At 71.3% G+C, this 25,330-nt stretch carries 24 protein-coding genes; 15 read left to right on the top strand and 9 right to left on the bottom strand.

All coding sequences use genetic code 11. The features are described from left to right. Positions 1-4: 4 nt before the first annotated feature. The 3 genes from GU5_RS17845 to GU5_RS14155 all read right to left on the bottom strand — a co-directional run bounded on the left by GU5_RS17845 (position 5) and on the right by GU5_RS14155 (position 3,559). On the bottom strand, positions 5-1,834 hold the full coding sequence (locus GU5_RS17845) for a COX15/CtaA family protein (protein WP_010524514.1): 1,830 nt from the start codon (positions 1,832-1,834) through the stop codon (positions 5-7). After that, positions 1,831-2,778, bottom strand: coding sequence for an ABC transporter ATP-binding protein (locus tag GU5_RS0105160; RefSeq protein WP_033227892.1), 948 nt, complete (start codon positions 2,776-2,778; stop codon positions 1,831-1,833). Before GU5_RS0105160 ends, GU5_RS17845 begins: the two co-directional genes overlap by 4 nt. A gap of 64 nt (positions 2,779-2,842) precedes the next feature. Next, positions 2,843-3,559, bottom strand: a complete 717-nt coding sequence (locus GU5_RS14155) for a M50 family metallopeptidase (RefSeq protein WP_010524512.1) — start codon at positions 3,557-3,559, stop codon at positions 2,843-2,845. 663 nt (positions 3,560-4,222) lie between these two features. Here GU5_RS14155 and GU5_RS0105150 point away from each other — a divergent pair. From GU5_RS0105150 to GU5_RS0105100, 11 genes are all read left to right on the top strand, one after another. Continuing rightward, positions 4,223-4,888 carry a response regulator gene (locus tag GU5_RS0105150; protein ID WP_010524511.1) on the top strand — a complete coding sequence of 222 codons (666 nt, stop codon included), beginning with the start codon at positions 4,223-4,225 and terminating at the stop codon, positions 4,886-4,888. Positions 4,889-5,116: 228 nt separating this feature from the next. After that, positions 5,117-6,472, top strand: a complete 1,356-nt coding sequence (locus GU5_RS15835; RefSeq protein WP_237704671.1) for a HAMP domain-containing sensor histidine kinase — start codon at positions 5,117-5,119, stop codon at positions 6,470-6,472. Further along, positions 6,472-6,981, top strand: a complete 510-nt coding sequence (locus GU5_RS0105140; RefSeq protein WP_010524509.1) for a GerMN domain-containing protein — start codon at positions 6,472-6,474, stop codon at positions 6,979-6,981. The genes GU5_RS15835 and GU5_RS0105140 overlap by 1 nt, the downstream gene beginning before the upstream one ends. Before the next feature lie 125 nt (positions 6,982-7,106). Beyond that, positions 7,107-7,925 carry a polysaccharide deacetylase family protein gene (locus GU5_RS0105135; protein WP_139084322.1) on the top strand — a complete coding sequence of 273 codons (819 nt, stop codon included), beginning with the start codon at positions 7,107-7,109 and terminating at the stop codon, positions 7,923-7,925. Between the two features lie 134 nt (positions 7,926-8,059). Continuing rightward, positions 8,060-8,968 carry a metalloregulator ArsR/SmtB family transcription factor gene (locus tag GU5_RS0105130; protein ID WP_010524507.1) on the top strand — a complete coding sequence of 303 codons (909 nt, stop codon included), beginning with the start codon at positions 8,060-8,062 and terminating at the stop codon, positions 8,966-8,968. Beyond that, on the top strand, positions 8,965-10,422 hold the full coding sequence (gene sufB, locus GU5_RS0105125) for a Fe-S cluster assembly protein SufB (protein ID WP_010524506.1): 1,458 nt from the start codon (positions 8,965-8,967) through the stop codon (positions 10,420-10,422). The genes GU5_RS0105130 and sufB overlap by 4 nt, the downstream gene beginning before the upstream one ends. A gap of 173 nt (positions 10,423-10,595) precedes the next feature. Then, positions 10,596-11,921 (top strand): Fe-S cluster assembly protein SufD, encoded by a 1,326-nt coding sequence (sufD, locus tag GU5_RS0105120; protein ID WP_010524505.1) that lies wholly within the window; start codon positions 10,596-10,598, stop codon positions 11,919-11,921. Positions 11,922-11,983: 62 nt separating this feature from the next. After that, positions 11,984-12,745, top strand: a complete 762-nt coding sequence (gene sufC / locus GU5_RS0105115) for a Fe-S cluster assembly ATPase SufC (RefSeq protein ID WP_010524504.1) — start codon at positions 11,984-11,986, stop codon at positions 12,743-12,745. Between the two features lie 11 nt (positions 12,746-12,756). Next, positions 12,757-14,088, top strand: coding sequence for a SufS family cysteine desulfurase (locus GU5_RS0105110; protein ID WP_010524503.1), 1,332 nt, complete (start codon positions 12,757-12,759; stop codon positions 14,086-14,088). Next, a complete protein-coding gene (sufU, locus tag GU5_RS0105105) occupies positions 14,081-14,539 on the top strand; it encodes a Fe-S cluster assembly sulfur transfer protein SufU (RefSeq protein WP_010524502.1) in 459 nt (152 codons plus the stop codon). Before GU5_RS0105110 ends, sufU begins: the two co-directional genes overlap by 8 nt. Before the next feature lie 60 nt (positions 14,540-14,599). Then, positions 14,600-14,932, top strand: a complete 333-nt coding sequence (locus tag GU5_RS0105100) for a metal-sulfur cluster assembly factor (protein ID WP_010524501.1) — start codon at positions 14,600-14,602, stop codon at positions 14,930-14,932. Between the two features lie 57 nt (positions 14,933-14,989). Here the strand turns inward: GU5_RS0105100 and GU5_RS0105095 are convergent, their stop codons facing one another. Continuing rightward, positions 14,990-15,748: an energy-coupling factor ABC transporter ATP-binding protein gene (locus tag GU5_RS0105095; protein ID WP_010524500.1), complete on the bottom strand. Its 759-nt coding sequence runs from the start codon at positions 15,746-15,748 to the stop codon at positions 14,990-14,992. Between the two features lie 95 nt (positions 15,749-15,843). On the opposite strand from GU5_RS0105095, the gene GU5_RS0105090 reads away from it, so the two are divergent. Beyond that, positions 15,844-17,442, top strand: coding sequence for an ABC-F family ATP-binding cassette domain-containing protein (locus GU5_RS0105090; protein WP_010524499.1), 1,599 nt, complete (start codon positions 15,844-15,846; stop codon positions 17,440-17,442). Positions 17,443-17,535: 93 nt separating this feature from the next. On the opposite strand, the gene GU5_RS0105085 is transcribed toward GU5_RS0105090, so the two are convergent. Both GU5_RS0105085 and fabG read right to left on the bottom strand, forming a co-directional pair. Next, on the bottom strand, positions 17,536-18,315 hold the full coding sequence (locus tag GU5_RS0105085) for an SDR family oxidoreductase (protein ID WP_010524498.1): 780 nt from the start codon (positions 18,313-18,315) through the stop codon (positions 17,536-17,538). A 52-nt stretch (positions 18,316-18,367) separates the two neighbouring features. Then, entirely contained in the window at positions 18,368-19,075 is a 708-nt protein-coding gene (gene fabG / locus GU5_RS0105080) for a 3-oxoacyl-ACP reductase FabG (RefSeq protein ID WP_029514022.1), read from the bottom strand. Between the two features lie 190 nt (positions 19,076-19,265). On the opposite strand from fabG, the gene GU5_RS16260 reads away from it, so the two are divergent. Genes GU5_RS16260 through GU5_RS0105065 form a run of 3 tightly spaced genes read left to right on the top strand, consistent with a single transcriptional unit; the run spans position 19,266 to position 20,876 of the window. After that, positions 19,266-19,775, top strand: a complete 510-nt coding sequence (locus GU5_RS16260; RefSeq protein WP_010524496.1) for a DUF3099 domain-containing protein — start codon at positions 19,266-19,268, stop codon at positions 19,773-19,775. Continuing rightward, complete coding sequence (locus GU5_RS0105070) at positions 19,729-19,977, top strand: hypothetical protein (RefSeq protein WP_010524495.1); 249 nt, start codon at positions 19,729-19,731, stop codon at positions 19,975-19,977. The genes GU5_RS16260 and GU5_RS0105070 overlap by 47 nt, the downstream gene beginning before the upstream one ends. Beyond that, positions 19,974-20,876, top strand: a complete 903-nt coding sequence (locus GU5_RS0105065) for an SURF1 family protein (protein ID WP_010524494.1) — start codon at positions 19,974-19,976, stop codon at positions 20,874-20,876. The genes GU5_RS0105070 and GU5_RS0105065 overlap by 4 nt, the downstream gene beginning before the upstream one ends. A gap of 26 nt (positions 20,877-20,902) precedes the next feature. Here the strand turns inward: GU5_RS0105065 and GU5_RS0105060 are convergent, their stop codons facing one another. The 3 genes from GU5_RS0105060 to GU5_RS0105050 all read right to left on the bottom strand — a co-directional run bounded on the left by GU5_RS0105060 (position 20,903) and on the right by GU5_RS0105050 (position 25,108). After that, on the bottom strand, positions 20,903-21,904 hold the full coding sequence (locus GU5_RS0105060) for a M56 family metallopeptidase (RefSeq protein WP_010524493.1): 1,002 nt from the start codon (positions 21,902-21,904) through the stop codon (positions 20,903-20,905). A gap of 73 nt (positions 21,905-21,977) precedes the next feature. Then, positions 21,978-22,322, bottom strand: coding sequence for a BlaI/MecI/CopY family transcriptional regulator (locus tag GU5_RS0105055; protein WP_010524492.1), 345 nt, complete (start codon positions 22,320-22,322; stop codon positions 21,978-21,980). 158 nt (positions 22,323-22,480) lie between these two features. Continuing rightward, the gene (locus GU5_RS0105050) at positions 22,481-25,108 is read right to left on the bottom strand and encodes a DNA topoisomerase (ATP-hydrolyzing) subunit A (RefSeq protein WP_010524491.1); all 2,628 of its coding nucleotides are present in this window, start codon (positions 25,106-25,108) and stop codon (positions 22,481-22,483) included. Between the last annotated feature and the right edge of the window lie 222 nt (positions 25,109-25,330).

The raw sequence follows: 25,330 nt of genomic DNA, 5'->3' as shown, positions 1-25,330 counted from the left end.
GTGGTCACGCCGTCGCCGTCGCCGGTGCTCCTGCGGTCAGACCCCGCGTGCGGTAGCGCGCCCGATGACGGTCGAAGACGACGGTCGCGGCGATCATCAGCAGCGCCGAGCCGAGCATGTGGAGCAGCACCAGACCGATGGGCAGCCCCAGGAAGTGTTGGGTGTAGCCGAGCGCGGCCTGCAGCACGATCACGACGACGAGCCACCAGCTCGCCCGGCGTCGTGCGGGGGAGTCGCCGAGAAGCCGCTGGCGGACCAGCAGCACCGCCGCCGCCGCGCAGAGCACGTAGACCGGCAGGGTGTGCACCCGGGTGATCAGCTCCGGGTCGAAGCCGTGCCGCGGGGAGCCGGGATCGCCGGCATGCGGGCCGGTGCCGGTCACCACCGTCCCGGCGATCACCGCCGCCCAGGCGGCGACCAGCACGATCATCGCCATGCCGCGGCTCAGCGGGTCGCGGACGCCGACGGCGAGCGGGCGCGGCGTCGGCACGTCGGCCGCGGAGGCGTCCAGCTCGGCCTGCACGCGCAGCAGCAGCTGGGTGGAGAGCAGCACCAGGGCCGAGGAGAGCAGGAAGTGCAGGCTCACCACCCAGGGGTTCAGGTTCGTCCAGACGGTGATGCCGCCGATGACCCCCTGGAAGGGGATGCCCAGACCGATGATCAGGCTGCGCGCCCACAGCGGTCGGTGACTGCGCGCGAGCCGGGCCACTGCCAGGAACATGGCCACCGTGATGGCGATCAGCACATAGGTCAGCAGGCGATTGCCGAACTCGATGGCGCCGTTGATGCCCATCTCCGGGGTCGCGGTCCAGGACTCGGGCGTGCAGCGGGGCCATTCGGGGCATCCCAGCCCGGAGGCGGTCAGCCGCACGGCGCCGCCGGTGACCATGATGCCGACGTTGGAGATCAGCGTGGCCAGCGCCAGCAGCCGCGTCGTCGGCGTGATGCGCGTCGGCAGCCGGCGGCGGATCGGGTCGAGGACGGCGCGCAGCATCTGGAGCACGCCGGAGAGTGCGCGGCGAACGGGGGCGAGGCTCAGCGCCATTTGAACCACCTTCGTGCGGCGAGGGAGGCGAGCGTGGCCCAGCCCGCCAGGACGAGGACCGGGAGTCGCGGCGAGGGTCCCGTCGGCCGCCGCGCGCAGCGCTTCGCCGAGCGCGGCCGAGGGCAGGAGCAGCAGGGCGCCCGAGCCGGTGTGATCCAGCGGCACCACGGCCCCGCCGGCGGCGCCGAGGAGCACCCAGAGCACGTTGGTCAGCGCCAGCGTCGCCTCGGCCCGCACGGTGCCGGCCAGCAGCAGGCCCAGCGCGGTGAAGGCGGTGGCCCCGAGCAGCAGCGTGACCGGACCCCAGAGCAGCGCCGTCGGCTCCGGGTGCCAGCCGAGGATCAGCCCGGCGACGCCGATGACGAGGACCTGCAGGACCACGACGGCGAGCACCGCCAGCGCCTTGCCCAGGATCAGGCCGAGCGGGCCCAGGGGAGTGGTCGCCAGATGCGCCAGCACTCCGTACTGCCGTTCGAAGCCGGTGGCGATGCCCTGGCCGGTGAACGCCGAGGCCATCACCGCCAGGGCCAGCACGCCGGGGACGAGCGTGTCGATGCCGGGCACCGCGCCGCCGGCGACGGACTCCAGCCGGTGGGCGCCGACGAGCACCAGCAGCGGCAGGATCAGCGAGACCAGCAGCTGCTCGCCGTTGCGCAGCACGTTGCGCGTCTCGTAGAGGCCGTGGGAGAGGATCCGGGCGCCGGCCGGCGCCGGGGCCGAGCGGCGCGGCAGGGGGCGAGGGTCGGCCGCCGGGCGCGGCGCCTGCTCGTGGCTGCTGCGGTCGTTCATGCCGCGGAGACCTCCCAGAAGACGTCCTCGAGCGTGCGGGCCTCGAAGGAGACCTCGGCGGGCATCAGATCGATGCTCCGCCACCAGTGCGTCATCGCCGCCAGGTCGTCGGGCGTGGAGATCGCCGCGGCCGCCCAGCGGGCACCGGGGACGTTGGCCGGGCCCCCGTCGAGGGTGACCTCGATGGGAGCGGCGGCGATCTCGTCGCGGGTCAGCGTGCGCGGGGCGACGAAGAGCAGGCGGCGCCGTCGGCCGTCGTCTGTGAGCTCCTCGACCGTGCCGCGGCGGACGACCTCGCCGTCCTTGAGGATGGCGACGGCGTCGGCGAGGTTCTGCGCCTCCTCGAGCAGATGGGTGGTCAGCACGATGCCCAGGCCGAGGTCGCGCAGATCCTCGATGAGCGCGAAGACCCGCTGCCGGGACTGCGGGTCCAGGCCGGCGGAGGGTTCGTCGAGGAAGACGACCTCGGGCCGGCCGATGAGACTGGCGGCCAGCGCGATGCGCTGGCGCTGCCCGCCAGAGAGACGGCGGACGGCGGTCTGCATGAAGTCGGCCATGTCCAGCCGATCGATCAGGTCCTCGAGCGGCCAGGGGTCGCGGTGGAGGCTGGCCAGATGTCGCAGCAGCACTGCCGGGCGTACCGACTGCGGCAGTCCGCCGTCCTGCAGCATGACTCCGACCCGGGCGCGCAGCGCGGCATCGGCGCGGTGCGGGTCCTCGCCGAGCAGACGGACGGTGCCCTGCGAGGGACGCAGCAGGCCCTGGGCGCAGCTCAGCGCGGTGGTCTTGCCGGCGCCGTTGGGGCCGAGCAGCACGGTGACCTCGCCGTGCCGGGCGGTGAAGTCCACGCCGCGGAGGATCTCGTGCAGGCCGGCGGAGGAGCGCGTCGAGCCCACGGCGTAGCGCACGTGGGACAGGCTCAGGCAGACGGGTGGCTGGGGCACCCGATCATTCTACATTTCTACATCACGTAGAAGTGCGGGCGGGACGTGCGGCCCGACGGTCCCGTCAGAGCGCCGCCCCGACGGCGAGGGCGACGGCGAGCCCGGCGGCCGCCAGCGCGATCGCCTGGAAGAGCACGATCCACACCGGCGCGGGCAGCACCGAGTGGTGCGCGGCGAGGTCCGGGTCGCTGCCGGTGCCCCGCACCGCCCAGAGGCCGACGGTGGAGCGTGCCGCGGAGAAGGTCAGCAGCAGTCCGACCGCCAGAGTGAACAGCGTGACCAGCATCGGGGCCGCCTGCCAGAAGACGGCGCCGGCGGCGGCCAGCGCCCCGAGCGTGACCAGCAGGCCGAAGGCATTGCGGATCAGCAGCAGCGCGAGGATCAGCAGCACCATCGTCGCGGTCAGTCCGACGCCGGCGTATCCCGACACCGCCGCGGCCACCAGGCCCAGGCCCACCAGCGCCGGGGCGGGGTAGCCGGCCAGCACGGTCAGCAGCACGCCGAGTCCCTGCGGGCGGCCGGCGGAGAAGGTCAGTCCGGAGGCATCGGAGTGCAGGCGGATGCCGCGGACGCGGCGGCCGGTCAGCCAGGCGGTCACCACATGCCCCATCTCGTGGACCAGCGTGGCGGCGTGTCGGAGGACCCGCCAGGCCGGGCGCCAGGCCAGGGCGACGACGAGCGCCGCCGCGACTCCGCCCACGGCCCAGGGCGTCGGCAGCTCGGAGAGCGACCAGCGGCGGACCAGCCAGTCGACGGCGTCCTGGATCGTGGTGGCGTCCATCGTGCTCCTTCCGGACAGCTGCGGGCGTCGGCCTCGGACCACCGATGCCCGCGCCGATTCTCGTCGTCGGCGCGGGCATCGGCAACGCGGGAGTCGATCCCAGGATCGTCCGAACGCCTCCAGCGCATCGGCAGCCGGTGAACGTCTCGGCGTCGCTCCAGCCGTCGTTCGCCCAGTCTTCCGCCGGGGCCGGGTCGAAGCCCTCGTGGCGGTCGGCGAGTGCGTCGAGGAGCCAGCTGGTGAAGCGCGCCGCACCCTGCGGACAGGTATGGATGCCGTCGTCGCTGCGGTCGATCGAGCCGTCCTGTTCGCGGCTGTACTCCTCGCCCCAGACCTCGGAGGCGTCGATGAATGTCGCATGGTCGGTCTCCGCAGCAGCTCGGCGACGGCGAGTCCGCGCAGGCCGTCGAGTGCGGGCAGATGGCCGGCCGGCGCCGGGCGTCGTCTCGAGCGTCCGGGCCGGAGCGGCCGGAGCGGCCGGAGCGGCCGGGCGGAGACCGAGGAAGGAGGTGAAGGACGCACGTCGGTCATGCTCCGACTCTCAACGGCGCGCGTCGCGGCAGGATCACGACGATGTCGCGATCATGTCGCAGTCTGCTCGAAGGCCGGGCGGATGCCCATTGCGAAGCCGGAGGCGCTCCTATACTCCCGGATGTGACTTCCGTGCTGCTCATCGAGGACGACGCCCTGGTCCGTCGCGGCCTGCAGCTGGCGCTGCGCCGACACGGCCACGCCGTGCATGCCGCCGAGGACGGCGAATCCGGACTGGAGACCCTGGCCGCCGAGGAGATCGACCTGGTCGTCCTGGACCTGATGCTGCCGGGGATCGACGGCTTCGAGGTCTGTCGTCGCATCCGCGCCGGTTCGCAGGTGCCGATCATCATGCTCACCGCCCGCGGAGACGACTTCGACGTCGTGGCCGGCCTCGAGGCCGGCGCCGACGACTACATCATCAAGCCCGTCCAGCCCACCGTGCTCGACGCCCGGATCCGTGCGGTGCTGCGGCGTGCTGTCAGCGACCCCGACGGCGTGCGGTCCCACCGCGGGCTGCGCATCGACACGGAGACTCTGTCGGTGACCCTCGACGGCGCAGAGGTGGCGCTGACGCCGACGGAGCTGCGGCTGCTGCTCACCCTCTCGCGCTCGCCGGGCCGGGTGTTCAGCCGTCAGCAGCTGCTGGAGGACGTCTGGGAGCACGGATATCTCGGCGATTCCCGGCTGGTCGACAACGGAGTGATGAGGCTGCGCGCGAAGATCGAGCAGGACCCGGCGCGACCGGTCTTCGTCCAGACGGTCCGCGGATTCGGCTACCGGTTCGGGCCGGTGTGACCCGCGTGGGCGACAGGACGAGGACACGGATCCGGCGCGGGGTGCACGTGATGCTCGGGCTGCGGGGGAGGCTGGTTCTGGCCTGCGTCGTCGTGGCCCTGCTGGGCGCTGCGGCGGCCGCAGCGGCCGGGGCCCATCAGGCCGGCCGGACCCTGGTGGAAAACGACCCAGCAGCAGCATGCCGAGGGGCTCGTCGAGCAGATCACCGCGGCGGCTCCGTCGGTGACGATGCCGCCGTCGGAGCAGTCGCTGCAGCTGCTGCTCAACGCCGCCGGCGAGGACGCGATGGTGGTCCACGACGACCTCGTCGTCGCGGCGGGCGTGCTGGCCGCGCGGCCCGGCACGGTGCCGGAGTCCTTCCGGGAATCCGTGCAGAGCCGGGCCGCGAAGGACGACCCTCGGATGGTCACCAGGCGCGTGGAGATCGACGGCGCTCCCTGGCTGCTGCTGGGCACGCCGGTCACGCATACCACCCCCGGCGGTGAGCGCCGCGCCACCGACGTCGAGGTCTATGCCGCCCGCGACCTCTCGGCCATCGACGAGCAGCTGGACCAGCTGGTGGCCGCGGCGGCGGGCACGGCGGCGCTCGTGCTTCCGCTCGCCGTCGTCGTCGCGCTGCTGGCCTCCGGCAGCGTGCTGAAGCCGGTGGCGAAGCTGCGCACCACCGCCCGACGCCTCGCCGACGGCGATCTCGCCGCCCGCACCGAGCCGCGCGGTGTCGACGAGCTCGCCCAGCTGACCCGCACGGTCGACGAGATGGCCGCGGCGCTGCAGGAGTCGATGGAGTCGATGGCCCGCATGCAGCAGGACGCCCGCCGCTTCGCCGCCGACGTCTCCCATGAGCTGCGCACGCCGCTGACCACGCTCACCGCCGCCGTCGAGGTCCTCCACGCCGCTCTGGACGAGCGTCCGTCGTCGGCGGAGGGCGCCTCTGGGCACTCTGCGGAGGACGACGAGGTGCGAGAGTCCGCAGAACTGGCGATCGAGGAGACACGACGTCTGGTGCAGCTGGTCGAGGACATCATGGAGATCGCGCGCTTCGACGCCAGCACGGCGACGATGCGCTGGGAGGAGACCGACGTCGTGGCCGCCGTCGCGGACTGCCTGCGCACCCGGTCGTGGGCGGGCCAGGTGCACGTGGTCGGCCCGGGCTCTCCGGAAGCCTCGGACGAGATGGTCGTGATGGCCGACCGGGGCCGGCTCGACATGGTGCTGGCGAATCTCGTGGGCAATGCACTCCGCCACGGAGGCGCTCCGGTGCAGGTGACCGTCGTGTCGGCGCCCGGGGAGGTCTCCGTCGAGGTGCTCGACGGCGGCCCGGGAATCCCGGAGAGCGTGCTGCCGCACATCTTCTCGCGGTTCTACAAGGCCGACGGTGCTCGCTCCCGGACCGTCGGCAGCGGACTCGGGCTGGCCATCGCGCAGGAGAACGCGCACCTGCACGGCGGTCAGCTGACCGCGGAGAATGTCGACGACGGAGCGCGCGGCGCGCGGTTCACCCTGCGTCTGCCGCGGGACGGCCGCGGCGTCGTGCGCGCGGGTGACGGTGCATCGACGGGGGAGCCGTCCGGAGAGGAGTCGTGATGAGCTGGATGCGACGCGTCGCCGCGGCCGCGGCGGCCGGGTTCCTCGGCCTGAGCGTGCTGACCGGATGCAGCCTCGAGCCCTCCGGCGTCGAGACCGGCCCGCGAGCTCCGACGGGGCTCGCCGAGGGCACCGTGCTGTATTTTCTGGACTCCGACGGCGAGCTGGTGGCCGCCGAGCGCGACACCGGCAGACTGGGCACGATCGCCGAGGCGGTCTCGCTGCTGCTGACCGGACCGGGGCCGGGATCATCGGGGCTGACCACAGGGATTCCGGAGACGGCTCAGACGCGTGTGCAGGTGACCATCTCCGAGGATATGGTCACGCTGAGGCTGCCGCTGCCCTCCACGCGGGTCTCCGCACGCGGGATCGATCAGATCGCATGCACCGCCCTGGTCGCCCACGCCCAGGCAGGAGCTTCCACCGATGTGCGGGCCCGGCTGATCTTCACCGACACGGAACCTGAGGCTGAGGACGGCCGCCTGCACGACTGTCCGGCGTCGGCGTGACCTGAGGCGGCCCGGGCCCTCCGGGGCAGGAGCCGCGAAAGTCTCATCGGCCGGGCCGCACATCGCGACAGGTCTGTGACACGGCGACGATCGGACTGCAGAACGCCCTCGGAAGCCTGGGAGGCATGGACACCGATGACACTCCTGAGACCTTCCAACTACACGACGACCAGGCCCGCCGGCGCAGCGCGCGAGTCGCCGTCGCGGTGCTCGCGCTGGGCGCCGTCGGCCTCGGCGGCTGCGCTTTGTCTCCCGCGGGGTCGGGGGAGCTGCGCGAGGATGATGCGGGGCAGGCCGTCGACGAGCTGCGCACCGGCCTGCGGGTCCCTGGAGTGCCATCAGACTCGGACAGCGCAGAGGAGCCTACGGTGCTCCACCGGGTGTCCACAGATGATCCGGTGGTCTTCGTGACCCTCGACGACGGGACGCATCCCGATCCGCAGGCCCTCGATCTGGTGCGTGAGCAGGACATGCCCGTCTCGCTGTTCCTCAACGAAGACCCGGTGCGCCGGCACGGAGACTATTTCGCCCAGTATCTCGCGCTCGGCGACCACGTGCACTCCCATACCAGGACGCATCCGGATCTCACCACGCTCGGCACCGACGCGCAGACCGATGAGATCTGCGGGATGGCCGAGGTCCTGGACGAGACCTACGGCGCCACCGGGCAGGTGGGACCGTTGGCCCGCACCCCGTATGGAGCCTCCGACGAGTCCACGCTCCGAGCGGCGGAGAGCTGCGGGATCGAGCACCTGATCCACTGGAGCGTCGTGGCCGAGGACGGCGGACTGTCCTATGCCCTCGGCGACGGTCTGCGTCCCGGCGACATCGTGCTCGCGCACTTCACGCCCGGACTTGCCGAGGACCTGGAGGCCGTCCGAGACGCCGCCGACGAAGCCGAGCTGGAGGTCGCCAGATTGGAGGACTACGTGCCGGCGGAGTGATGCTGCGGGCACCGCTGCGGGCACCGAAGGCTGTTCCGGTGATCTGCGACGACGGCGCGGACTGCGACGCACGTCTCCTCCGGGTGAGGGTCCCCTGGGTAGCCACTCAGATCTGAATAGGTCATAATAGAGTCATGTATTCGAGCCGGAACTCCGCAGACCCGGCGTCGGGCGCGTCCGACGTGGGCCGGGACGGCGACGGCGGCACGCGCGAGCGGGTGCTGCAGCTCGTCGTCGAGGAGGGGCCGATCAGCGCCGCCGCCCTCGGGCGCCGGCTGGACCTGACCGCCGCGGCGGTGCGGCGCCACCTCGATGCGATGACCGAGCAGGGCATCGTCGAGATCAAGAACGTCACCTCCCGGCAGAAGGGTGCGGGACGCCCGTCGCGGCGCTATGTCATCTCCCAGCGCGGCCAGGAGGTCCTCGGCGACGACTACCTGTCGCTGGCCCGCGCGGCGCTGAAGCTGCTCGAGCCCGCGTCGGGGCAGGAGGCCGCGGCCGCCGAGGCCTCGGAGCCGGGCGCCGAGAAGGTCGACGACGCCGCCGCGCGCCGGCTGGCCGCCGGCTACTTCGGCGCCTTCGAGGAGCGCTGGCGCGAGGAGCTGGCCGACGTCGACGACCTCGACGAGCGTACCGAACGGCTCTCCCAGCTGCTCAACGAGGCCGGCTTCGCCGGATTCACCCGCAAAGTCGGCCGGGACAGCCCGCTGCTGGCCATGCAGTCCACCCAGTTGTGCCAGGGCCACTGCCCGATCCGGGAAATAGCCGAGGAGCATCCGGTGTTCTGCGAGGAGGAGACCGAGATGATCTCCCGCCTGCTGGACGTCGACGTGCGACGGCTGTCGACCCAGGCCGCCGGAGCGCACGTGTGCACCACCCACGTTCCGGTCGGGCGCGAGAAGCTCGCCGCCGGACGACAGCATTCCGGGCCCGACGAGGGACCGGCCCCATCGACCACCGCCGGGTCGGGGAGCGGACGGCTCTCCGGCGGCGGACGCAGACGAATCGTCATCTCCCCCCGTCAACAAGAGAGGTTGTCATGACCGAGCAGATCCAGCGCACCGAAGACCCGGGGGTCATCTCCGAGGTCCTCGAGCAGAACCCGGAGCTCGAGGGACTCGGCACCTATGAATACGGCTGGTCGGACAGCGACGCGGCCGGCGAGAACGCCAAGCGCGGTCTGGACGTCGAGGTCGTCGAGGACATCTCCTCCAAGAAGGACGAGCCCGACTGGATGCTGAAGCTGCGCCGCAAGGGCCTGAAGTACTTCGAGCGCAAGCCGGTTCCGGTGTGGGGTGCGGACCTCTCCGAGATCGACTTCGACAACATCAAGTACTTCGTCCGTTCGACCGAGAAGCAGGCGCAGTCCTGGGAGGACCTCCCCGAGGACATCCGGGAGACCTACGAGAAGCTGGGCATCCCGGAGGCCGAGCGCGAGAGCCTCGTCTCCGGCGTCGCGGCGCAGTACGAGTCCGAGGTCGTCTACCACCAGATCCGCGAGGACCTGGAGGCTCAGGGCGTCATCTTCATGGACACCGACACCGCCCTGAAGGAGCACCCGGAGTTCTTCGAGGAGTACTTCGGTTCGGTGATCCCGGTCGGCGACAACAAGTTCGCCGCGCTGAACACCGCGGTGTGGTCCGGCGGCTCCTTCGTCTACGTGCCGAAGGGCGTCCACGTCGAGATCCCGCTGCAGGCCTACTTCCGCATCAACACCGAGAACATGGGCCAGTTCGAGCGGACGCTGATCATCGCCGACGAGGACTCCTACGTCCACTACATCGAGGGCTGCACCGCCCCGATCTACGACACGGACTCGCTGCACTCGGCGGTCGTGGAGATCGTGGTGAAGAAGAACGCCCGCATGCGCTACACGACCATCCAGAACTGGTCGAACAACGTGTACAACCTGGTCACCAAGCGCGCCGTCGTCGACGAGGGCGGCACGATGGAGTGGATCGACGGCAACATCGGCTCCAAGGTCACCATGAAGTACCCGGCGGTCTACCTGACCGGCGAGCACGCCCGGGGCGAGACGCTCTCGGTGGCCTTCGCCGGCCAGGACCAGCACCAGGACACCGGGTCGAAGATGGTCCACATGGCCCCGCACACCGCCAGCTCCATCGTCTCCAAGTCGGTGGCCCGCAACGGCGGCCGCGCCTCCTACCGCGGTCTGGTGCAGGTCAACGAGGGCGCCGCGCACTCGGCCAACTCGGTCGTCTGCGACGCGCTGCTGGTGGACACCATCTCCAAGACCGACACCTACCCCTACATCGACATCCGCGAGGACGATGTGACCCTCGGCCACGAGGCCACCGTCTCGAAGGTCTCCGAGGACCAGCTCTTCTACCTGATGTCGCGCGGGATGGCCGAGGACGAGGCCATGGCCATGATCGTCCGCGGCTTCATCGAGCCGATCGCCCGCGAGCTGCCCATGGAGTACGCCCTGGAGCTCAACCGGCTGATCGAGCTGCAGATGGAGGGCTCGGTCGGCTGATCCCGACGCCTCCTGCCGCCCGCCTCCGCCCGGCGGAGGCGGGCGGCGCGTCGTGACGCCCAGGCGCGCGAGGCCGTCTCGCCACGAGGCCGGCCGCGCCGAGCGCCCGGCACGACGCCCCTGACCAGATCCCCTGACGACATCTCACCGACGACCGAGGGACGAGAGAACAGATGACGAACACCCCCGCATCTCCGGGCACGGCGACCGACGACCAGGACGCCACGGCCGAGGAGGTCGCCGGCGTGGAGGTCGGCGAACGCCGCATCTCCATCCCGGGCATGACCGAGGAGGGCGAGAACCTCGCCGCCGAGACGAACTCCGCCTCCGACCACTCCCACGGAGGCGTGGGCGAGTCCGAGAAGAAGCCGCTGACCTCCGGCGTCGGCTCCCGGGCGAACCGGCACACCGGCTTCGACCTCGCCGACTTCCCGGAGCCGAAGGGTCGCGAGGAGGAGTGGCGCTTCACCCCGATCAAGAAGCTCGCCGGAGTGCTCTCCGACGCCGCCTCCGACGCCGACGCGGTCGAGCAGCAGGTCTCCGCGCCCGACGCGGTGACGGTCTCCTCGCTCGCCGAGGGCGCGGCGCCGCGGCACTCGGTGCTGCAGCCGGCCGACCGGGCCGCCGTCGTCGCGGTCAAGAACGCCGGCGAGGCGCTGCACGTCAGCGTCCCGGCCGACGCCGAGATCGACGAGCCCGTCCGGGTGCAGATCACCGGCCAGGACGCCGCCCGCCGCGAGAACAGCCACATCGTCCTCGAGACCGGGGTGAACTCGAAGGCCGTCTTCGTCCTCGAGCACCGCGGCACGGCGCAGTTCAACGGCAACGTCGAGACCATCGTCGGCGAGGGCGCGGACGTCCGCGTCATCTCGCTGCAGCGCTGGGAGGACGACGCCGTCCACGTCGGCCAGCACGACGCGGAGGTCGGCAAGGACGCCAGCTACAAGCACGTCGCCGTCTCGCTCGGCGGCGCGGTGATCCGGCTGAACACCAACTTCCGCTACGCGGCCGAGGGCGCCGAGGCTGAGATGTACGGGCTGTACTTCGCCGACTCCGGCCAGCACATCGAGCACCGGACCTTCGTGGACCACAACAGCCCGCGCAACACCTCCAACGTGCTCTACAAGGGTGCGCTGCAGGGCGAGTCGGCCCGGACCGTCTGGGTGGGCGACGTGCTCATCCGCGCCGAGGCCGAGGGCACCGACTCCTACGAGAAGAACCAGAACCTCATCCTCACCGACGGCGCGCGCGCCGACTCGGTGCCGAATCTGGAGATCGAGACCGGAGTCATCGAGGGCGCCGGCCATGCCTCGTCGACCGGCCGCTTCGACGAGAACCACCTGTTCTACCTCATGGCCCGCGGCATCCCCGAGCGGGAGGCCCGGCAGCTGGTGGTCCGCGGCTTCCTCCACGAGATCATCCAGACGATCGGCGTGGACTCCATCGAGGAGTCGCTGGCCGAGGACCTGGAGAACGAGCTGGAGATCGCCGGCTTCTGATCCGGCGGCGCCCGCCGACGACTGCATACACGCTTCGACCCACAGAAGGACCCGCACACACCATGTCTACTCTCGAGATCAAGGACCTGCACGTCTCCATCGAGACCGAGCAGGGCTCCAAGGAGATCCTCAAGGGCGTCTCCCTGACCATCAACTCCGGCGAGATCCACGCCATCATGGGCCCCAACGGCTCGGGCAAGTCCACGCTGGCCTCGACGATCGCCGGCCACCCGCGCTACGAGGTCACCTCCGGCTCCATCACCCTGGACGGTGAGGACGTGCTGGCGATGTCGGTGGACGAGCGCGCCCGCGCCGGCGTGTTCCTGGCGATGCAGTACCCGGTCGAGGTCCCCGGCGTGACCATGACCAACTTCCTGCGCACCGCCAAGACCGCCATCGACGGCGAGGCCCCGAAGCTGCGGACCTGGAGCAAGGAGGTCCGCGAGGCGATGGAGCAGCTGAAGATCGACGCTGACTTCGCCAACCGCAACGTCAACGAGGGCTTCTCCGGCGGAGAGAAGAAGCGCGTGGAGATCCTGCAGCTCGAGCTGTTCAAGCCGCGCTTCGCCGTCCTCGACGAGACCGACTCCGGCCTCGACATCGATGCGCTGCGTGTGGTCTCCGAGGGCGTGAACCGCGCCCAGGAGACCAACGAGATGGGAACCATGCTCATCACCCACTACACGCGCATCCTGAACTACATCAAGCCGCACACCGTCCACGTGTTCGTCGACGGCCAGGTCGCCGAGCAGGGCGGCCCGGAGCTGGCCGACGAGCTCGAGGCCAACGGCTACGACCGCTTCCTGGCCGCGGTCTCAGCCTGAAGGACGCTGCGATGACCTCCGCCGAGCAGGCTGCGGCGACTGCCGGCTCCGCCCGTCCGCTGGACGCGGCGGAGCTGGCGGCGCTGCGCGCCGACTTCCCGCTGCTGGGCCGCACGGTCCGCGACGAGAAGCCGCTGGTCTATCTGGACGCTGCGGCGACTTCGCAGAAGCCGCAGGCGGTCCTCGACGCCGAGCGGGCGTTCAGCAGCCGGCACAACGCCGCCGTCCACCGCGGCGCGCACCAGCTGGCCGAGGAGGCCACCGAGGCCTATGAACAGGCTCGGGCGGCGGTGGCCGGTTTCGTCGGCGTCGACGTCGACGAGCTGGTCTGGACCAAGAACGCCACCGAGGCGCTGAACCTGGTGACCCACGCCTACCTCAACGCCACGTTGGGCCGCGGGGGAGCGGCGGCGGCCGAGTTCGCGCTCTCCGCGGGTGACGAGATCGTCGTCACCGAGGCCGAGCACCACGCGAACCTGGTGCCCTGGCAGGAGCTCTGCGCACGCACCGGGGCGCGGCTGCGCTGGATCGGGGTGAGCGACGACGGGCGGCTGGACCCCGAGACATTCGACGTGATCGGCGAACGGACGCGAGTGGTCGCGCTGACCCATGCCTCGAACGTCACCGGGGCGATCAGTCCGGTGGCCGACGTCGTCGCCGCCGCCCGCGCCGTCGGGGCCCACGTGGTGCTCGACGCCTGCCAGTCGGCGGCGCATCTGCCGCTGGATCTGCACAGCCTCGAGGTCGACTTCGCGGCCTTCTCCGGGCACAAGATGCTCGGTCCCACCGGCGTCGGCGCGCTCTACGGGCGCCGGGAGCTGCTGGAGGCCATGCCTCCGTTCCTCACCGGCGGCTCGATGGTCGAGACGGTGACCATGGAGTCGACGACCTTCGCCGCCCCGCCGCAGCGCTTCGAGGCCGGCACCCAGATGGTCGCCCAGACCGTGGGGCTGCACGCGGCCGTCGACTACCTCTCGCAGGTGGGGATGGACCGGCTGGCCGCCCATGAGGAGCGGCTGACCCGTCGCCTGCTCGACGGCGTCGCCGGGGTGCCGGGCGTGCGGGTGCTCGGTCCGACCGAGCCTCAGGAGCGGCTGGCCGTGGTGGCCTTCGCCGTCGACGGCGTCCACCCGCACGACGTCGGCCAGGTGCTCGACGACTCCGGACTGGCGGTGCGCGTGGGGCATCACTGCGCCCAGCCGGTCCACCGGCGGCTCGGCGTGCACGCCTCGGCCCGGGCCTCGGCCGGCATCCACACCACCGAGGCCGAGGTCGACGCGTTCATCGAGGGACTGCATCGGGTGAACAGCTTCTTCGGCGTCGCAGGAGGCGAGCATGGCTGAATCCCTCGAACAGCTCTATCAGCAGGTCATCCTCGACCATTCGCGCCAGCGGCACGGTGCGGGGGACCTGGAGCCCTGCGACGGCGAGTCGTTCCAGGTCAATCCGACCTGCGGCGACGAGGTCACGCTGAAGGTGCGGCTGAGCTCCGACGCCGAGGGCGTGCGCATCGCCTCGCTGGGCTGGGAGGGGCAGGGATGCTCCATCTCCCAGGCTTCGTTGTCGGTCCTGCACGACCTGGTCGACGGCCGCCCCGTCGAGGAGGTCGAGGAGCTCGACGCGCTGTTCCGCGAGCTGATGCACGGCCGCGGACAGCCGTTGGGGGACGAGAAGCTCGAGCGACTCGACGACGCCTCGGCATTCGTCGGCGTCGCGAAGTATCCTGCCCGCATCAAGTGCGCGCTGCTGGGCTGGATGGCGCTGCGCGACGCCCTCGTGCAGGCCCGATCCTGACCGGACGGGCATAGGACCACCGTGATGAACGTTGTGCGCGATCAGGAAGGAGGCCGCACGATGAGCGAGACCGCAACCACCGACCGGACGCCTCTCGAAGACATCGAGGAGGCCCTGAAGGACGTCATCGACCCCGAGCTCGGGATCAACGTCGTCGACCTGGGGCTGCTCTATGGACTGAACTACTCCGAGGACGGCGCCCTGGTCATCGATATGACCCTGACCACCGCGGCCTGCCCGCTGACGGACGTGCTCGAGGAGCAGGTCGGCCAGCAGATCGGCACCATGGTCGACGAGTGGCGGCTCAACTGGGTCTGGATGCCGCCGTGGGGTCCGGAGAAGATCACCGAGGACGGCCGCGAGCAGATGCGGGCCCTGGGCTTCAACATCTGATCCTCCCGGTCCTCTCCGGAGTCCGGCCGCGTCGGCCGGTCGACGCCTGCGGGCGTCTCAGTCGGCGCGGTCGCCGAGGGCGAGCCTGCGGTAGCGAGGAATCGCGGCCGCAGGCTCGTCGTCGTCGACCAGCCGTCCGCCGTCGAAGACCAGCACACGGTCCGCGGCGGCGGCGAAATCGAGATCATGGGTGGCCAGCACCAGCGGCACCCCCAGCGAGAGCAGCCGGTCGCGGAACTCCGCGGACGCGCGCAGATCCAGCAGCGTCGTCGGCTCGTCGGCGACGACGAGCTCAGGCTCGGCGGCCAGCACTCCGGCCAGGGCGACCTTCTGCCGCTCGCCGGAGGAGAGATCGTGCACACTGGCCTGCTCCCGGTCCTCCAGCCCCAGCGAGGCCAGGATGCGCCGAGACTCGGCGCCGCGCGCGCTGCGGTTCCGGATCCTTCCGCGCAGCGAGAAGGCGATGTCCTCGCCGACGATCGGCATGATCAGCTGAGCGGTCGGGTCGGCGAAGATGAAGCCGGTCCGCGGGGGAGTCGGCGAGAAGCGCACCTCGCCGAGGCTGGGCTCGACGAGTCCGGCGATCAGCCGCAGCAGCGTCGACTTGCCGGAGCCGTTGGCCCCGACGACGGCGATGACCTCCTCGGTCAGCTCCGCGTGCACCGGCGCCAGCACGCGTCGTCGCGCACCGTCGGCCGCCTCGACGTCCAGCCCGGCGCCGTCGACGTGGATCGTCCGGCGCCGCCGCCCCGCCGACTGGCGGGCCTCCGGCTCGCCGGTAGACTGTCCGGGTCGTGCCGCGTGCTCCACGGGCATGGCCTCCTCGACGGCCCCACGGCCGCATCGGGTCTCCATCATCTCAGCACCCCGCCCACCGGGCACCACCCGTGCAGGAAAGGTCCTCTTCAGCAGTGATCAGCGTATCGAAGCTCGAGCTGCGCGTCGGCGCGCGGCTCCTCATGGACGACGTGTCGTTCCGGATCGACGCCGGCGACAAGATCGGCCTGGTCGGACGCAACGGCGCGGGCAAGACCACCATGACCAAGATCCTGGCCGGCGACGGCATGCCCGCCGAGGGGCACATCGAGCGCCGCGGCTCCATCGGCTACCTGCCCCAGGACCCCCGAGTGGAGAACATGGAGCAGCTCGCCCGGGACCGCATCCTCGCCGCCCGCGGCCTGGACGAGGTCATCGCGACGATGCGCCGCACGGAGGAGGAGATGACCTCGGAGGACGACGTCGTCCGCGATCGGGCGATGCGCCGCTACTCGACGCTGGAGGCGGAGTTCACCGCTGCCGGCGGCTACTCCGCCGAGGCCGAGGCGGCGACGATCTGCGCCAACCTCGACCTGCCCGAGCGGATCCTGCTGCAGCCGCTGGAGACGCTCTCCGGCGGACAGCGCCGGCGTGTGGAGCTGGCGCGGATCCTGTTCTCCGGGGCGGACACGCTGCTGCTCGACGAGCCGACCAACCACCTGGATCAGGACTCGATCGTCTGGCTGCGCGACTTCCTGCAGCAGTATCCCGGCGGGTTCATCGTGATCTCCCACGACGTCGAGCTCATGGAGCGCACGGTGAACAAGGTGCTCTACCTCGACGCCAACCGTTCCACCGTCGACGTCTACAACATGGGCTGGAAGAACTACCTGGCCCAGCGCGAGCAGGACGAGGCTCGCCGTCGTCGTGAGTACGCCAACGCGGAGAAGAAGGCCACCGCGCTGCGCGCCCAGGCCGACAAGATGCGTGCAAAGGCCACCAAGGCGGTCGCCGCGCAGAACATGCTCAAGCGCGCCGACCGGATGATGTCCGGACTCGAGGGGGAGCGGCAGGCCGAGAAGATCGCCAACATCCGTTTCCCCACGCCGGCCTCCTGCGGCAAGACGCCGCTGACCGCCGAGGGACTGTCGAAGTCCTACGGCTCGCTGGAGATCTTCACCGGCGTGGATCTGGCGATCGACCGTGGATCCCGTGTGGTGGTGCTGGGCTACAACGGCGCGGGCAAGACCACGTTGCTGCGGATGCTCGCCGGCGTCGGCGAGCCCGACTCCGGCGTGGTCCGCGCCGGCCACGGGCTCAAGCTGGGCTACTTCGCCCAGGAGCACGACACGTTGGATCCCCAGCGCTCGGTGCTGGCCAACATGAAGACCGCCGCCCCGGAGCTCACCGACACCCAGCAGCGCACCATCCTGGGCTCGTTCCTGTTCAGCGGAGACGACGTCGAGAAACCCGCCGACGTCCTCTCCGGCGGCGAGAAGACCCGGCTCGCGCTGGCCACGCTGGTCGCCTCCGGGGCGAACGTGCTGCTGCTCGACGAGCCGACGAACAACCTGGACCCCGCCTCCCGCGAGGAGATCCTCAACGCGCTGCACAACTACGAGGGTGCGGTCGTGCTGGTCTCCCACGATGAAGGTGCCGTGGAGGCCCTGGCGCCGGAGCGTGTGGTGCTGCTGCCCGACGGCATCGAGGACCTCTACACCGAGGAGTACGAGGACCTGGTCACGCTGGCCTGAGTAGCCCGGCGCAGACGAGAACGTCCCCCGCCCATGGTCCGGCTGCTGCCGGATCCGGGGCGGGGGACGCTCTGCAGGGGGTCGCGCAGGGTGTCAGCCGTTCTGACGCAGGAAGTCCTCGGCGCCGCCGACCAGCTCGGTGTGGCCCTGCTCCAGGCCCTCGCGGTTGACCTGCGCGGCGATCTCGACGGCGAACTCCTCCACCGAATAGAGCTTGCCGGCCTCTTCACGGCGGGTCTCGATCGCGCCGGGCTCGGAGCGCTCGAGCAGCGTGGCGGTGATGGTGCCCTCGATCATGTCTGCGGAGACCACGGTGAGCGTGATGCCCTTCTCATCCAGCTCCGGGATGAGCTCGCGGATCGCGTCCTCGCCGGCGCGCTTGGAGCGGGCCACCGGCTCATAGGCGTCCAGCGTGGCGGTCTGGTTGATGAAGTGCGCCTGGTGGCTGGTGACGAAGATGATCTGCGAGCCGGCCGGCATGACCTCCATCGCGGTGCGGGCCATGAGCACCTGAGCGTCGCGGTTGAGCTTCAGCGCGTAGTCCTCGCCGCGGTCGGACTCCATGCCGCCGGAGGCGTTGAGGATCAGCAGGTTCAGCGAGCCGAAGTGCTGGCGGGCGGCATCGACCAGGGCCTGGGCGCCGTCGGCCTCAGTGATGTCGGCACCGACGGCCACGGCCCGGCCGCTGGCCTTCTGGATCTCGCCGACGACCTTGTTCGCCCGCGGGGCCTTCTGCCGGTAGTTGATGACGACGCCGGCGCCGCGGGCGGCGATCAGCTGCGCGGTGGCCGCGCCGATGCCGCGGGAGGATCCGGTGATCACCGCACCGGTGCCGGCGAGGTCCTGGGTCGTCTCGGAGGTCTGCTCAGTCATGGATGCGTCCTTCGGATGGTGCGAACGGGGAGATGCGGGGGAGCGGGCGCGATCAGTGGCCCATGCCGAGGCCGCCGTCGACCGGCACCACGGCGCCGGAGATGTAGGCGGCCTCCTCGGAGGACAGCCAGCGGACCACGCGGGCGACCTCCTCGGTCTCGGCGAACCGGCCGGCCGGGATGGACTCGAGGTACTTCGCCTGCGTCTCCTCGTCCAGCGCGTCGGTCATGTCCGAGCGCACGAATCCGGGGGCGACGACGTTGGCGGTGATGCCGCGGCCGCCGAGCTCGCGGGTCAGTGAGCGGGCCATGCCGACCAGTCCGGACTTCGAGGCCGCGTAGTTGATCTGACCGGGGGAGCCGTAGAGGCCCACCACCGAGGAGATCAGCACCACGCGGCCGCGCTTGAGCTTCAGCATGCCCTTGGACGCGCGCTTGAGCACGCGGAAGGCGCCGCCGAGATTGGTGTCGACCACATCGGTGAAGTCGTCCTCGCCCATGCGCAGCAGCAGGGTGTCGCGGGTGATCCCGGCGTTGGCCACCAGCACCTCGACGGGTCCGTGAGCCGCCTCGACCTCCGTGAAGGCCGCGTCGATGGAGGCGGAGTCGGTGACGTCGGCGGCGACGCCGAGCGCGCCCTCCGGCGCCTCGCCGCTGCGCGTGGTCACCGCGACCTTGTCGCCGTTCGCGAGGAACTCCTCGGCGATGGCGCGGCCGATGCCGCGGTTGCCGCCGGTGATCAGAACAGAGCGTGGACTCATGGGTCTCCCGTCGTCGCGGTGTCCGGGCGAGCGTCGGCGTCGCCGGAGCTCGACGACGTCCTCGCCCGGGTGGGGCATGATCAGCCTCCAGCCTATGCCAGCGCCCCCGTCATCGTCGCGTCACATCGCCGGTGGACGGCGGAGGTCGCCCTGTTCTCGGGTCCGCGCCGACGGGCACTAGAATGGGCAGGTGACCGAGCCCGTCCATTCCCTCACCGATGCCCCGCTGCGGCACAGTGAGGAACAGCACGGCCGCATGGTGCGCTACGCGATCTCCATGGGCATCCGGCTGGTGTGCTTCCTGGCCGCGGTGGTGGTGCAGAACTGGATGAGCTGGGTCTTCCTCGCCGCGGCCGCCGTGCTGCCCTATATCGCGGTGACGGTCGCCAATGCGGGCACCGATCGCTATCAGCACCATCGCACCGCCGGCGACGTCGAGCCGGTCGCCGGACTGGAGCCGGGCCGCCGTCAGGTCGCCGCCGGGGCCGCGCAGGAGGTCCCGACCGAGAGGGACGCCGGCGACGAGCCCGACGAGACCGCCGCCGGAGCGGAGGAGGCACCGGCCGAGGGCGGAACGATCATCCCCGGCGAGATCGTCGCCGACGACGAGACCGGAGACGAGACCGCAGACGAGACCGGAGAGGGGCGTGAGGATGGATCTGCTCAGTTCCCTGGGCGGGGACGGACCGCAGGGTCCTGAGAGCCCGCAGTGTTCGCGGAAGGGATGCCGGGCCGAGGCGGCCTGGCAGATCCTCTGGAACAATCCGAAGATCCACGACGAGCAGCGCCGCAAGATCTGGCTGGCCTGCGACGAGCACCGCAGCTGGCTGGAGGACTTCCTCCGGCAGCGGCTCTTCTGGCGCCGCACCGCCGACATGTCCGAGGATGTGGGGCCCGGGTGAACCGCCGGTATCGCTTCCTGCTCACGCCGCGCTGGCTGGGCTGGCTGGCGCTCTGCCTGCTCTTCGCCGTCGCCTGCTCCTTCCTCGCCCAGTGGCAGATGGACCGCCGCGAGCAGGCGCTCGAGGAGATCGACCGAGTGGTGTCCAACTACGACGCCGCCCCGGTGCCGTACGCCTCGGTGCGCGGGTCCTTCGTGGACCCGGCCGCCGACGACGAATGGACCGTGGTGGAGATGACCGGCAGCTACCGTCCGCAGGACATGCGGCTGGTCCGCAACCGGTCCGACGGCGGCTCGGTCGGCTATGAGCAGCTGGTGCCCTTCGCCGTCGAGGACGCCGACGACGTCGTCATCGTCAGCCGCGGCTGGCTTCCCACCGCCAGCGAGGACGGGTCGCGGCCGGCGACCAATCCCGCCCCGCCCGAGGGGACGGTCGAGCTGACCGTCCGGCTCAAGCCCGGCGAGCCGGCCATCGATCGCGGGGCTCCCGAGGGGCAGCTCGCCTCCATCGACCTCTCGGCCTACGCCGAGCAGATCGGCGTCGAGCTCATGCCCGGCGCCTACGGGCGCATGGCCGAGGAGCACCCGGCCCCGGCGCAGGCGCCCGAGCAGCTGTCACGCCCCAGCATGGACGAAGGGCCGCACCTGTCCTACACGATGCAGTGGTATGCCTTCGGCGCACTGGGGTTCGTCGGCTGGGGCTATGCCGCCCGGCTGCATGCGCGCACCCGTGACGCCGAGGCGCTGGCCGCCGAGGAGGATGACCGCCACGCCGCCGTCGCCGCGTCGCCGCAGGAGCGGATGAAGCAGGCCCGGCGGCTGGAGCGGCTGCGCCGCGGCAGGCCCTCCGACGAGGACCTGGAGGACGCCGCCGTGGAGGAGTCGCTCGTCGACCGCTGACGTGTCCGCCCGGTGGACGAGCCGGCTCAGACGACCAGCAGCACCGCCGTGGGCCCTGCCAGCAGCGTCGCGGAGGCGAGCACCACGGCGACGACGGCCGACCGCGGCAGCGCCGGAGGCGGGACGAGCAGCCGCTGCAGCCGAGCGGTGGTGATCACCGTGCCCCCGGCGCCCGAGGTGGCCCCCTGGGCGCGATGGGCGGCCCCGGTGCCGGCGTCGTCCTCGCCGGCCTCCGACGAGCTCAGCGCCAGCGACCGCAGCAGCGCGGTGCGGCTGTGTCCGCGGAGCGCGCCGTCGTCGGCGAGCATCTCGGTGAGCTCCAGCACCGCCTCGCGCCCGTGGCGGGTGGTCGGCAGCCAGGGCAGCGCGCGGTACCAGGCGTCGAAGGCCATCGTCAGCAGGTGGTGGCGCTGCTGCAGATGCGTGCGTTCATGCGCCACGACGGCGGAGAGCTCCTCCGGGGAGAGCTGGTCGAGCAGTCCGCGGGAGACCACGGTCAGCGACCGTCCCCCGGTGCGCCCGGGCAGGCAGTACGCCAGCGGCGCCTCATGCTCGATGACGTGGGCGACGTCCTCGCCGAGCTCGGCATGGGGACCGGCCGCGTCGGTCCGGTCGGCCGGCGTCGAGAGCAGCCGGACCAGATCACGATGGCGGCGCCGAGAGGCGAGCACGCGCACATAGGTGCGCAGCAGCGTCAGCAGCAGATGCAGGCCGAGCAGCACGGCCAGGCAGAGGGCGAAGACATGGGCGGGATGCACATGCAGGCCCACCAGGGCGGCGAAATCTCCGGCGACGAGCAGCTCGAGCATCGTCGCCAGGGCGGTGTGCAGCGTCGCGCCGAAGGGGCTGAGCCCGTAGACCAGCGGGGCGCCGATCAGCGAGAGGCCGCCGGCCAGGGCCACCGCCTGCCAGAGCAGCATGGCCGCCCAGGGTGAGCGCGTGCGGAAGCGTGCCCGGCTGATCAGCGGGGGCAGCACGACGGCGAGCACCAGGGCCAGGGCGGCGAGGAAGACGGCCAGCGGGATCACGAGGACAGTCTATGACGCGACGCCGAGACTCATGGCCGGCCGACGGCGGTCGCCGCGGACGCCGGGACGCACCTCACTCGGAGTCCAGCATGCGCCGCAGCGCGGCGGCCTCCGCATCGGAGATGCCGCCGATGAAGCGTGCCAGCACGGCCTCACGGTCCGAGGCGGTGCCGAGCACCTCGTTGAGCATCTCGACGGTGTGCTCCTCGCGGCTGGCGGTGGCCGAGTAGCGGTGCGGACGGGTCGAGCGCTCCCGGGCCACCATGGACTTCTTCTCCAGCCGGGAGAGGACCGTCAGCACCGTGGTGACGGCCAGATCCTCGTCGAGTCGGTCGCGGACCTCGTTGGCGCTGAGCGACTCGCCGCCGTCCCAGAGCAGGGTCATGACGGAGCGCTCGAGGTCTCCGAGAGTGGCCATGCGTGATGTCCTCCAGATGTCAGGTGGTCGTGCCCCACGATACTCCGGCACCGGCGGCTTTTCTACATGGAGTAGTAGGAATGTGTCACATGCTGGACGCTCCGCCCCGCCGCCCGGGGCGGAGACGGGGTGTCACTGCGGACCGTCACTGCGAACCGTCACTGCGGGGAGTCGTCCGCGGCCGCGCCGTCGCCGGCGTCGTCCCCGCCGGCCCGTGCGGCCGTCCGCAGGGTCGCCGCCCGGGCGAGGGCCTCGGGACTGGAGGCCACGGCATCGACGGCGGTCTCCAGCGGGACGCCGGAGGCGTCGCGGCGGGCCATCTCGGCCGGCAGCGCGCGGGCGGACCCGTTCTTCGCCGCACCGAGGGCCGGCCCCATGCCGGCCCAGCCCAGTGCGAGGCGGTCCTCGCCGCGCAGCAGCCGGTGCGCGCGCACGCCGGCGGTGCCGCGGCCCTTGGCCGGGAACTCGCTGAGCTCGGTGACCTTCACCGAGCCGGACTCGAAGCCCTCCAGCGGCTCGTCGCCGGCGGCGACGGTGACCACCACCGGCGTCCAGCCGGCCAGCTCCTCGTCCGGACCGCCCTCGCGGTCGTCCAGCGCCGCGCCGGGCACCACCGAGAAGCTGATGACGCGGTCGCCCTCGGCGAGCTTGATCCCGGCCATGCCGGCGGCCGAGCGTCCCTGCGGCCGGACCAGCGAGGCGTCGTAGTGCAGCAGCTGGGCGCCGGCGGTGAGGAAGATCAGCTGGTCGTCGTCGGCGACCGCGGTCTGGGCGCCGACGACGGCGTCTCCGTCCTTCAGCGAGACCGCCTCCCACTCGTCGCGATTGAGCGGGTAGTCCGGGTTGACCCGCTTCACCCGCCCCTGGGCGGTGCCCAGGGCGAAGACCGCGTCCAGCGGCACGAAGCCGACGAGCTGCTCCTTCTTGCCCAGGCCCAGGAAGTCGGCGACCTTGACCCCCTGGTTCAGATTCACCTTGCCGGAGGTGACCTCCACCTGGGGCATGTCGACCACCGGGACTCTGATCATCCGGCCGGTCGAGGTCACCGCGCCGATCTCGCCGCGGGCGGAGGTCGGCACCATGGAGACCAGCGCGTCGTGCCGAGCGCGGCGGGCGGGATGGAGCAGCGGCGACCGGTCGGCGGTGCGGGCCAGCCGTCCCGAGGTCGACAGCAGCGCCCAGCAGGGGGAGTCGGCGATCTGCAGCGAGCCGGCCGCCTCGTCGGGCGAGGCCGAGGGCTTCGGCGCCGGGGCCTCCAGCGCCTCGGACTCCAGCAGCCGGGTGCGACGATCGTCGGCGTGGCGCTCGGCGACCTCGTCGAGCTCGGCGGCGACGACCTCGCGCAGCCGCTGCTCGGAGTCCAGGATCGCGCTCAGCTCGGCGATCTCCTCCTCGAGCCGCTGCTTCTCCTGCTCCAGCTCCAGCGTGGAGTAGCGGGTCAGCTGGCGCAGCCGCAGCTCCAGGATGTGGTCGGCCTGCGCCTCGGTGAGGTCGAAGACGGTCATCAGCCGGGTGCGGGCCGTCGCCGTGTCCTCGGCGTTGCGGATGATGGCGATGACGTCGTCGATGTCGACGATGGCGATCAGCAGGCCCTCGACCAGGTGGAGGCGCTGCTGCCGTCGGTCCAGCCGGTGGGCGGTGCGCCGACGGACGACCGAGAGCCGGTGGTCGACGTAGACCTGCAGCATCTCGGCCAGTCCCATGGTCCGCGGCTGACCGTCGACCAGGGCGACGTTGTTGATCCCGAAGGAGTCCTCCATCGGGGTGAGCTTGTAGAGCTGGGCCAGGACTGCCTGGGGGTTGAAGCCGGCCTTCAGCTCGATGATCATCCGCAGCCCGTGGGTGCGGTCGGTCAGATCCAGCACGTCGGAGATGCCGGCGAGCTTCTTGCTCTGCACCGCCTGCTTGATCTTCTCGATCACCTTCTCCGGGCCGACCATATAGGGCAGCTCGGTGACCACGATGCCGGTCTTCCGGGGCGAGACCTGCTCGATGGAGACCGATGCGCGGGTCTTGAAGGAGCCGCGGCCGGTGGCGTAGGCGTCGCGGATCCCGTCGAGGCCGACGATGCGCCCACCGGAGGGCAGATCCGGGCCGGGGATGAACCGCATCAGCTCGTCGAGGCCGGCGTCGGGGTTGAGCACCAGATGCTTCGCGCCGGCGACGACCTCGCCCAGGTTGTGCGGGGCCATGTTGGTGGCCATCCCGACGGCGATGCCGGAGGTGCCGTTGACCAGCAGGTTCGGGAAGGCCGCCGGCAGCACCGTGGGCTGCTGGAGCTGGTTGTCGTAGTTGGGCTCGAAGTCGACGACGTCCTCGTCGAGGTCGGCGGTCATCGACAGGGCGGCGGCGGTCATCCGGGCCTCGGTGTAGCGCGGCGCCGCGGGACCGTCGTCGAGCGAGCCGAAGTTGCCGTGGCCGTCGACCAGCGGCAGCCGCAGCGAGAACGACTGCGCCAGGCGGACCAGCGCGTCGTAGATGGCCGCATCGCCGTGGGGGTGCAGCTTGCCCATGACCTCGCCGACGACGCGCGCGGACTTCACGTGCCCCTTCTCCGGGCGCAGGCCCATCTGGGACATCATGTACAGGATGCGACGCTGCACCGGCTTCATCCCGTCGCGGGCGTCGGGCAGCGCCCGGGAGTAGATCACCGAATAGGCGTACTCCAGGAACGAGGTCTCCATCTCCGACGAGACGTCGATGTCGACGATGCTGTCCTCGGGCGTGACCGGAGGCTGGTCCGAGGAGTTCGCGGAACGGGAGGCGGAGCTCGGTCGGCGGGCCATGGGGGCGTCTGCTGTCCTTCGCGGGGTCTGACGTGCGGTCTGTCGTACGGTCTGTCGGCGGCGGGATCGGCGGATCGTCGCGGACGCGTCCGCCGCTCTCGACTCTCCGCCGTCGCGGGCTCGGGGCGGGAGCGCCGCGGCGGAGATCGCCGCAGGCGCCGCGCGGACGGAACGGACGACCGCGGCCCCGGGCATGGGTCGGCGGAGAGGAATCTCGTAGTG

Source organism: Nesterenkonia sp. F (assembly GCF_000220985.1).
Lineage (GTDB): Bacteria > Actinomycetota > Actinomycetes > Actinomycetales > Micrococcaceae > Nesterenkonia.
This window is presented reverse-complemented; position numbering and strand designations above follow the sequence as displayed.

Coding starts and splice junctions, on each gene's coding strand:
- GU5_RS0105135 (WP_139084322.1), top strand. CDS start 7,107: ATGGACACCGATGACACTCCTGAGACCTTCCAACTACACGACGACCAG.
- GU5_RS0105070 (WP_010524495.1), top strand. CDS start 19,729: ATGGATCTGCTCAGTTCCCTGGGCGGGGACGGACCGCAGGGTCCTGAG.
- GU5_RS17845 (WP_010524514.1), bottom strand. CDS start 1,834: ATGAACGACCGCAGCAGCCACGAGCAGGCGCCGCGCCCGGCGGCCGAC.
- sufC (WP_010524504.1), top strand. CDS start 11,984: ATGTCTACTCTCGAGATCAAGGACCTGCACGTCTCCATCGAGACCGAG.
- sufD (WP_010524505.1), top strand. CDS start 10,596: ATGACGAACACCCCCGCATCTCCGGGCACGGCGACCGACGACCAGGAC.
- GU5_RS0105050 (WP_010524491.1), bottom strand. CDS start 25,108: ATGGCCCGCCGACCGAGCTCCGCCTCCCGTTCCGCGAACTCCTCGGAC.
- GU5_RS0105055 (WP_010524492.1), bottom strand. CDS start 22,322: ATGGCCACTCTCGGAGACCTCGAGCGCTCCGTCATGACCCTGCTCTGG.
- GU5_RS0105110 (WP_010524503.1), top strand. CDS start 12,757: ATGACCTCCGCCGAGCAGGCTGCGGCGACTGCCGGCTCCGCCCGTCCG.
- GU5_RS0105095 (WP_010524500.1), bottom strand. CDS start 15,748: ATGCCCGTGGAGCACGCGGCACGACCCGGACAGTCTACCGGCGAGCCG.
- sufB (WP_010524506.1), top strand. CDS start 8,965: ATGACCGAGCAGATCCAGCGCACCGAAGACCCGGGGGTCATCTCCGAG.
- GU5_RS0105085 (WP_010524498.1), bottom strand. CDS start 18,315: ATGACTGAGCAGACCTCCGAGACGACCCAGGACCTCGCCGGCACCGGT.
- fabG (WP_029514022.1), bottom strand. CDS start 19,075: ATGAGTCCACGCTCTGTTCTGATCACCGGCGGCAACCGCGGCATCGGC.
- sufU (WP_010524502.1), top strand. CDS start 14,081: ATGGCTGAATCCCTCGAACAGCTCTATCAGCAGGTCATCCTCGACCAT.
- GU5_RS0105100 (WP_010524501.1), top strand. CDS start 14,600: ATGAGCGAGACCGCAACCACCGACCGGACGCCTCTCGAAGACATCGAG.
- GU5_RS0105130 (WP_010524507.1), top strand. CDS start 8,060: ATGTATTCGAGCCGGAACTCCGCAGACCCGGCGTCGGGCGCGTCCGAC.
- GU5_RS0105140 (WP_010524509.1), top strand. CDS start 6,472: ATGAGCTGGATGCGACGCGTCGCCGCGGCCGCGGCGGCCGGGTTCCTC.
- GU5_RS15835 (WP_237704671.1), top strand. CDS start 5,117: ATGCCGCCGTCGGAGCAGTCGCTGCAGCTGCTGCTCAACGCCGCCGGC.
- GU5_RS14155 (WP_010524512.1), bottom strand. CDS start 3,559: ATGGACGCCACCACGATCCAGGACGCCGTCGACTGGCTGGTCCGCCGC.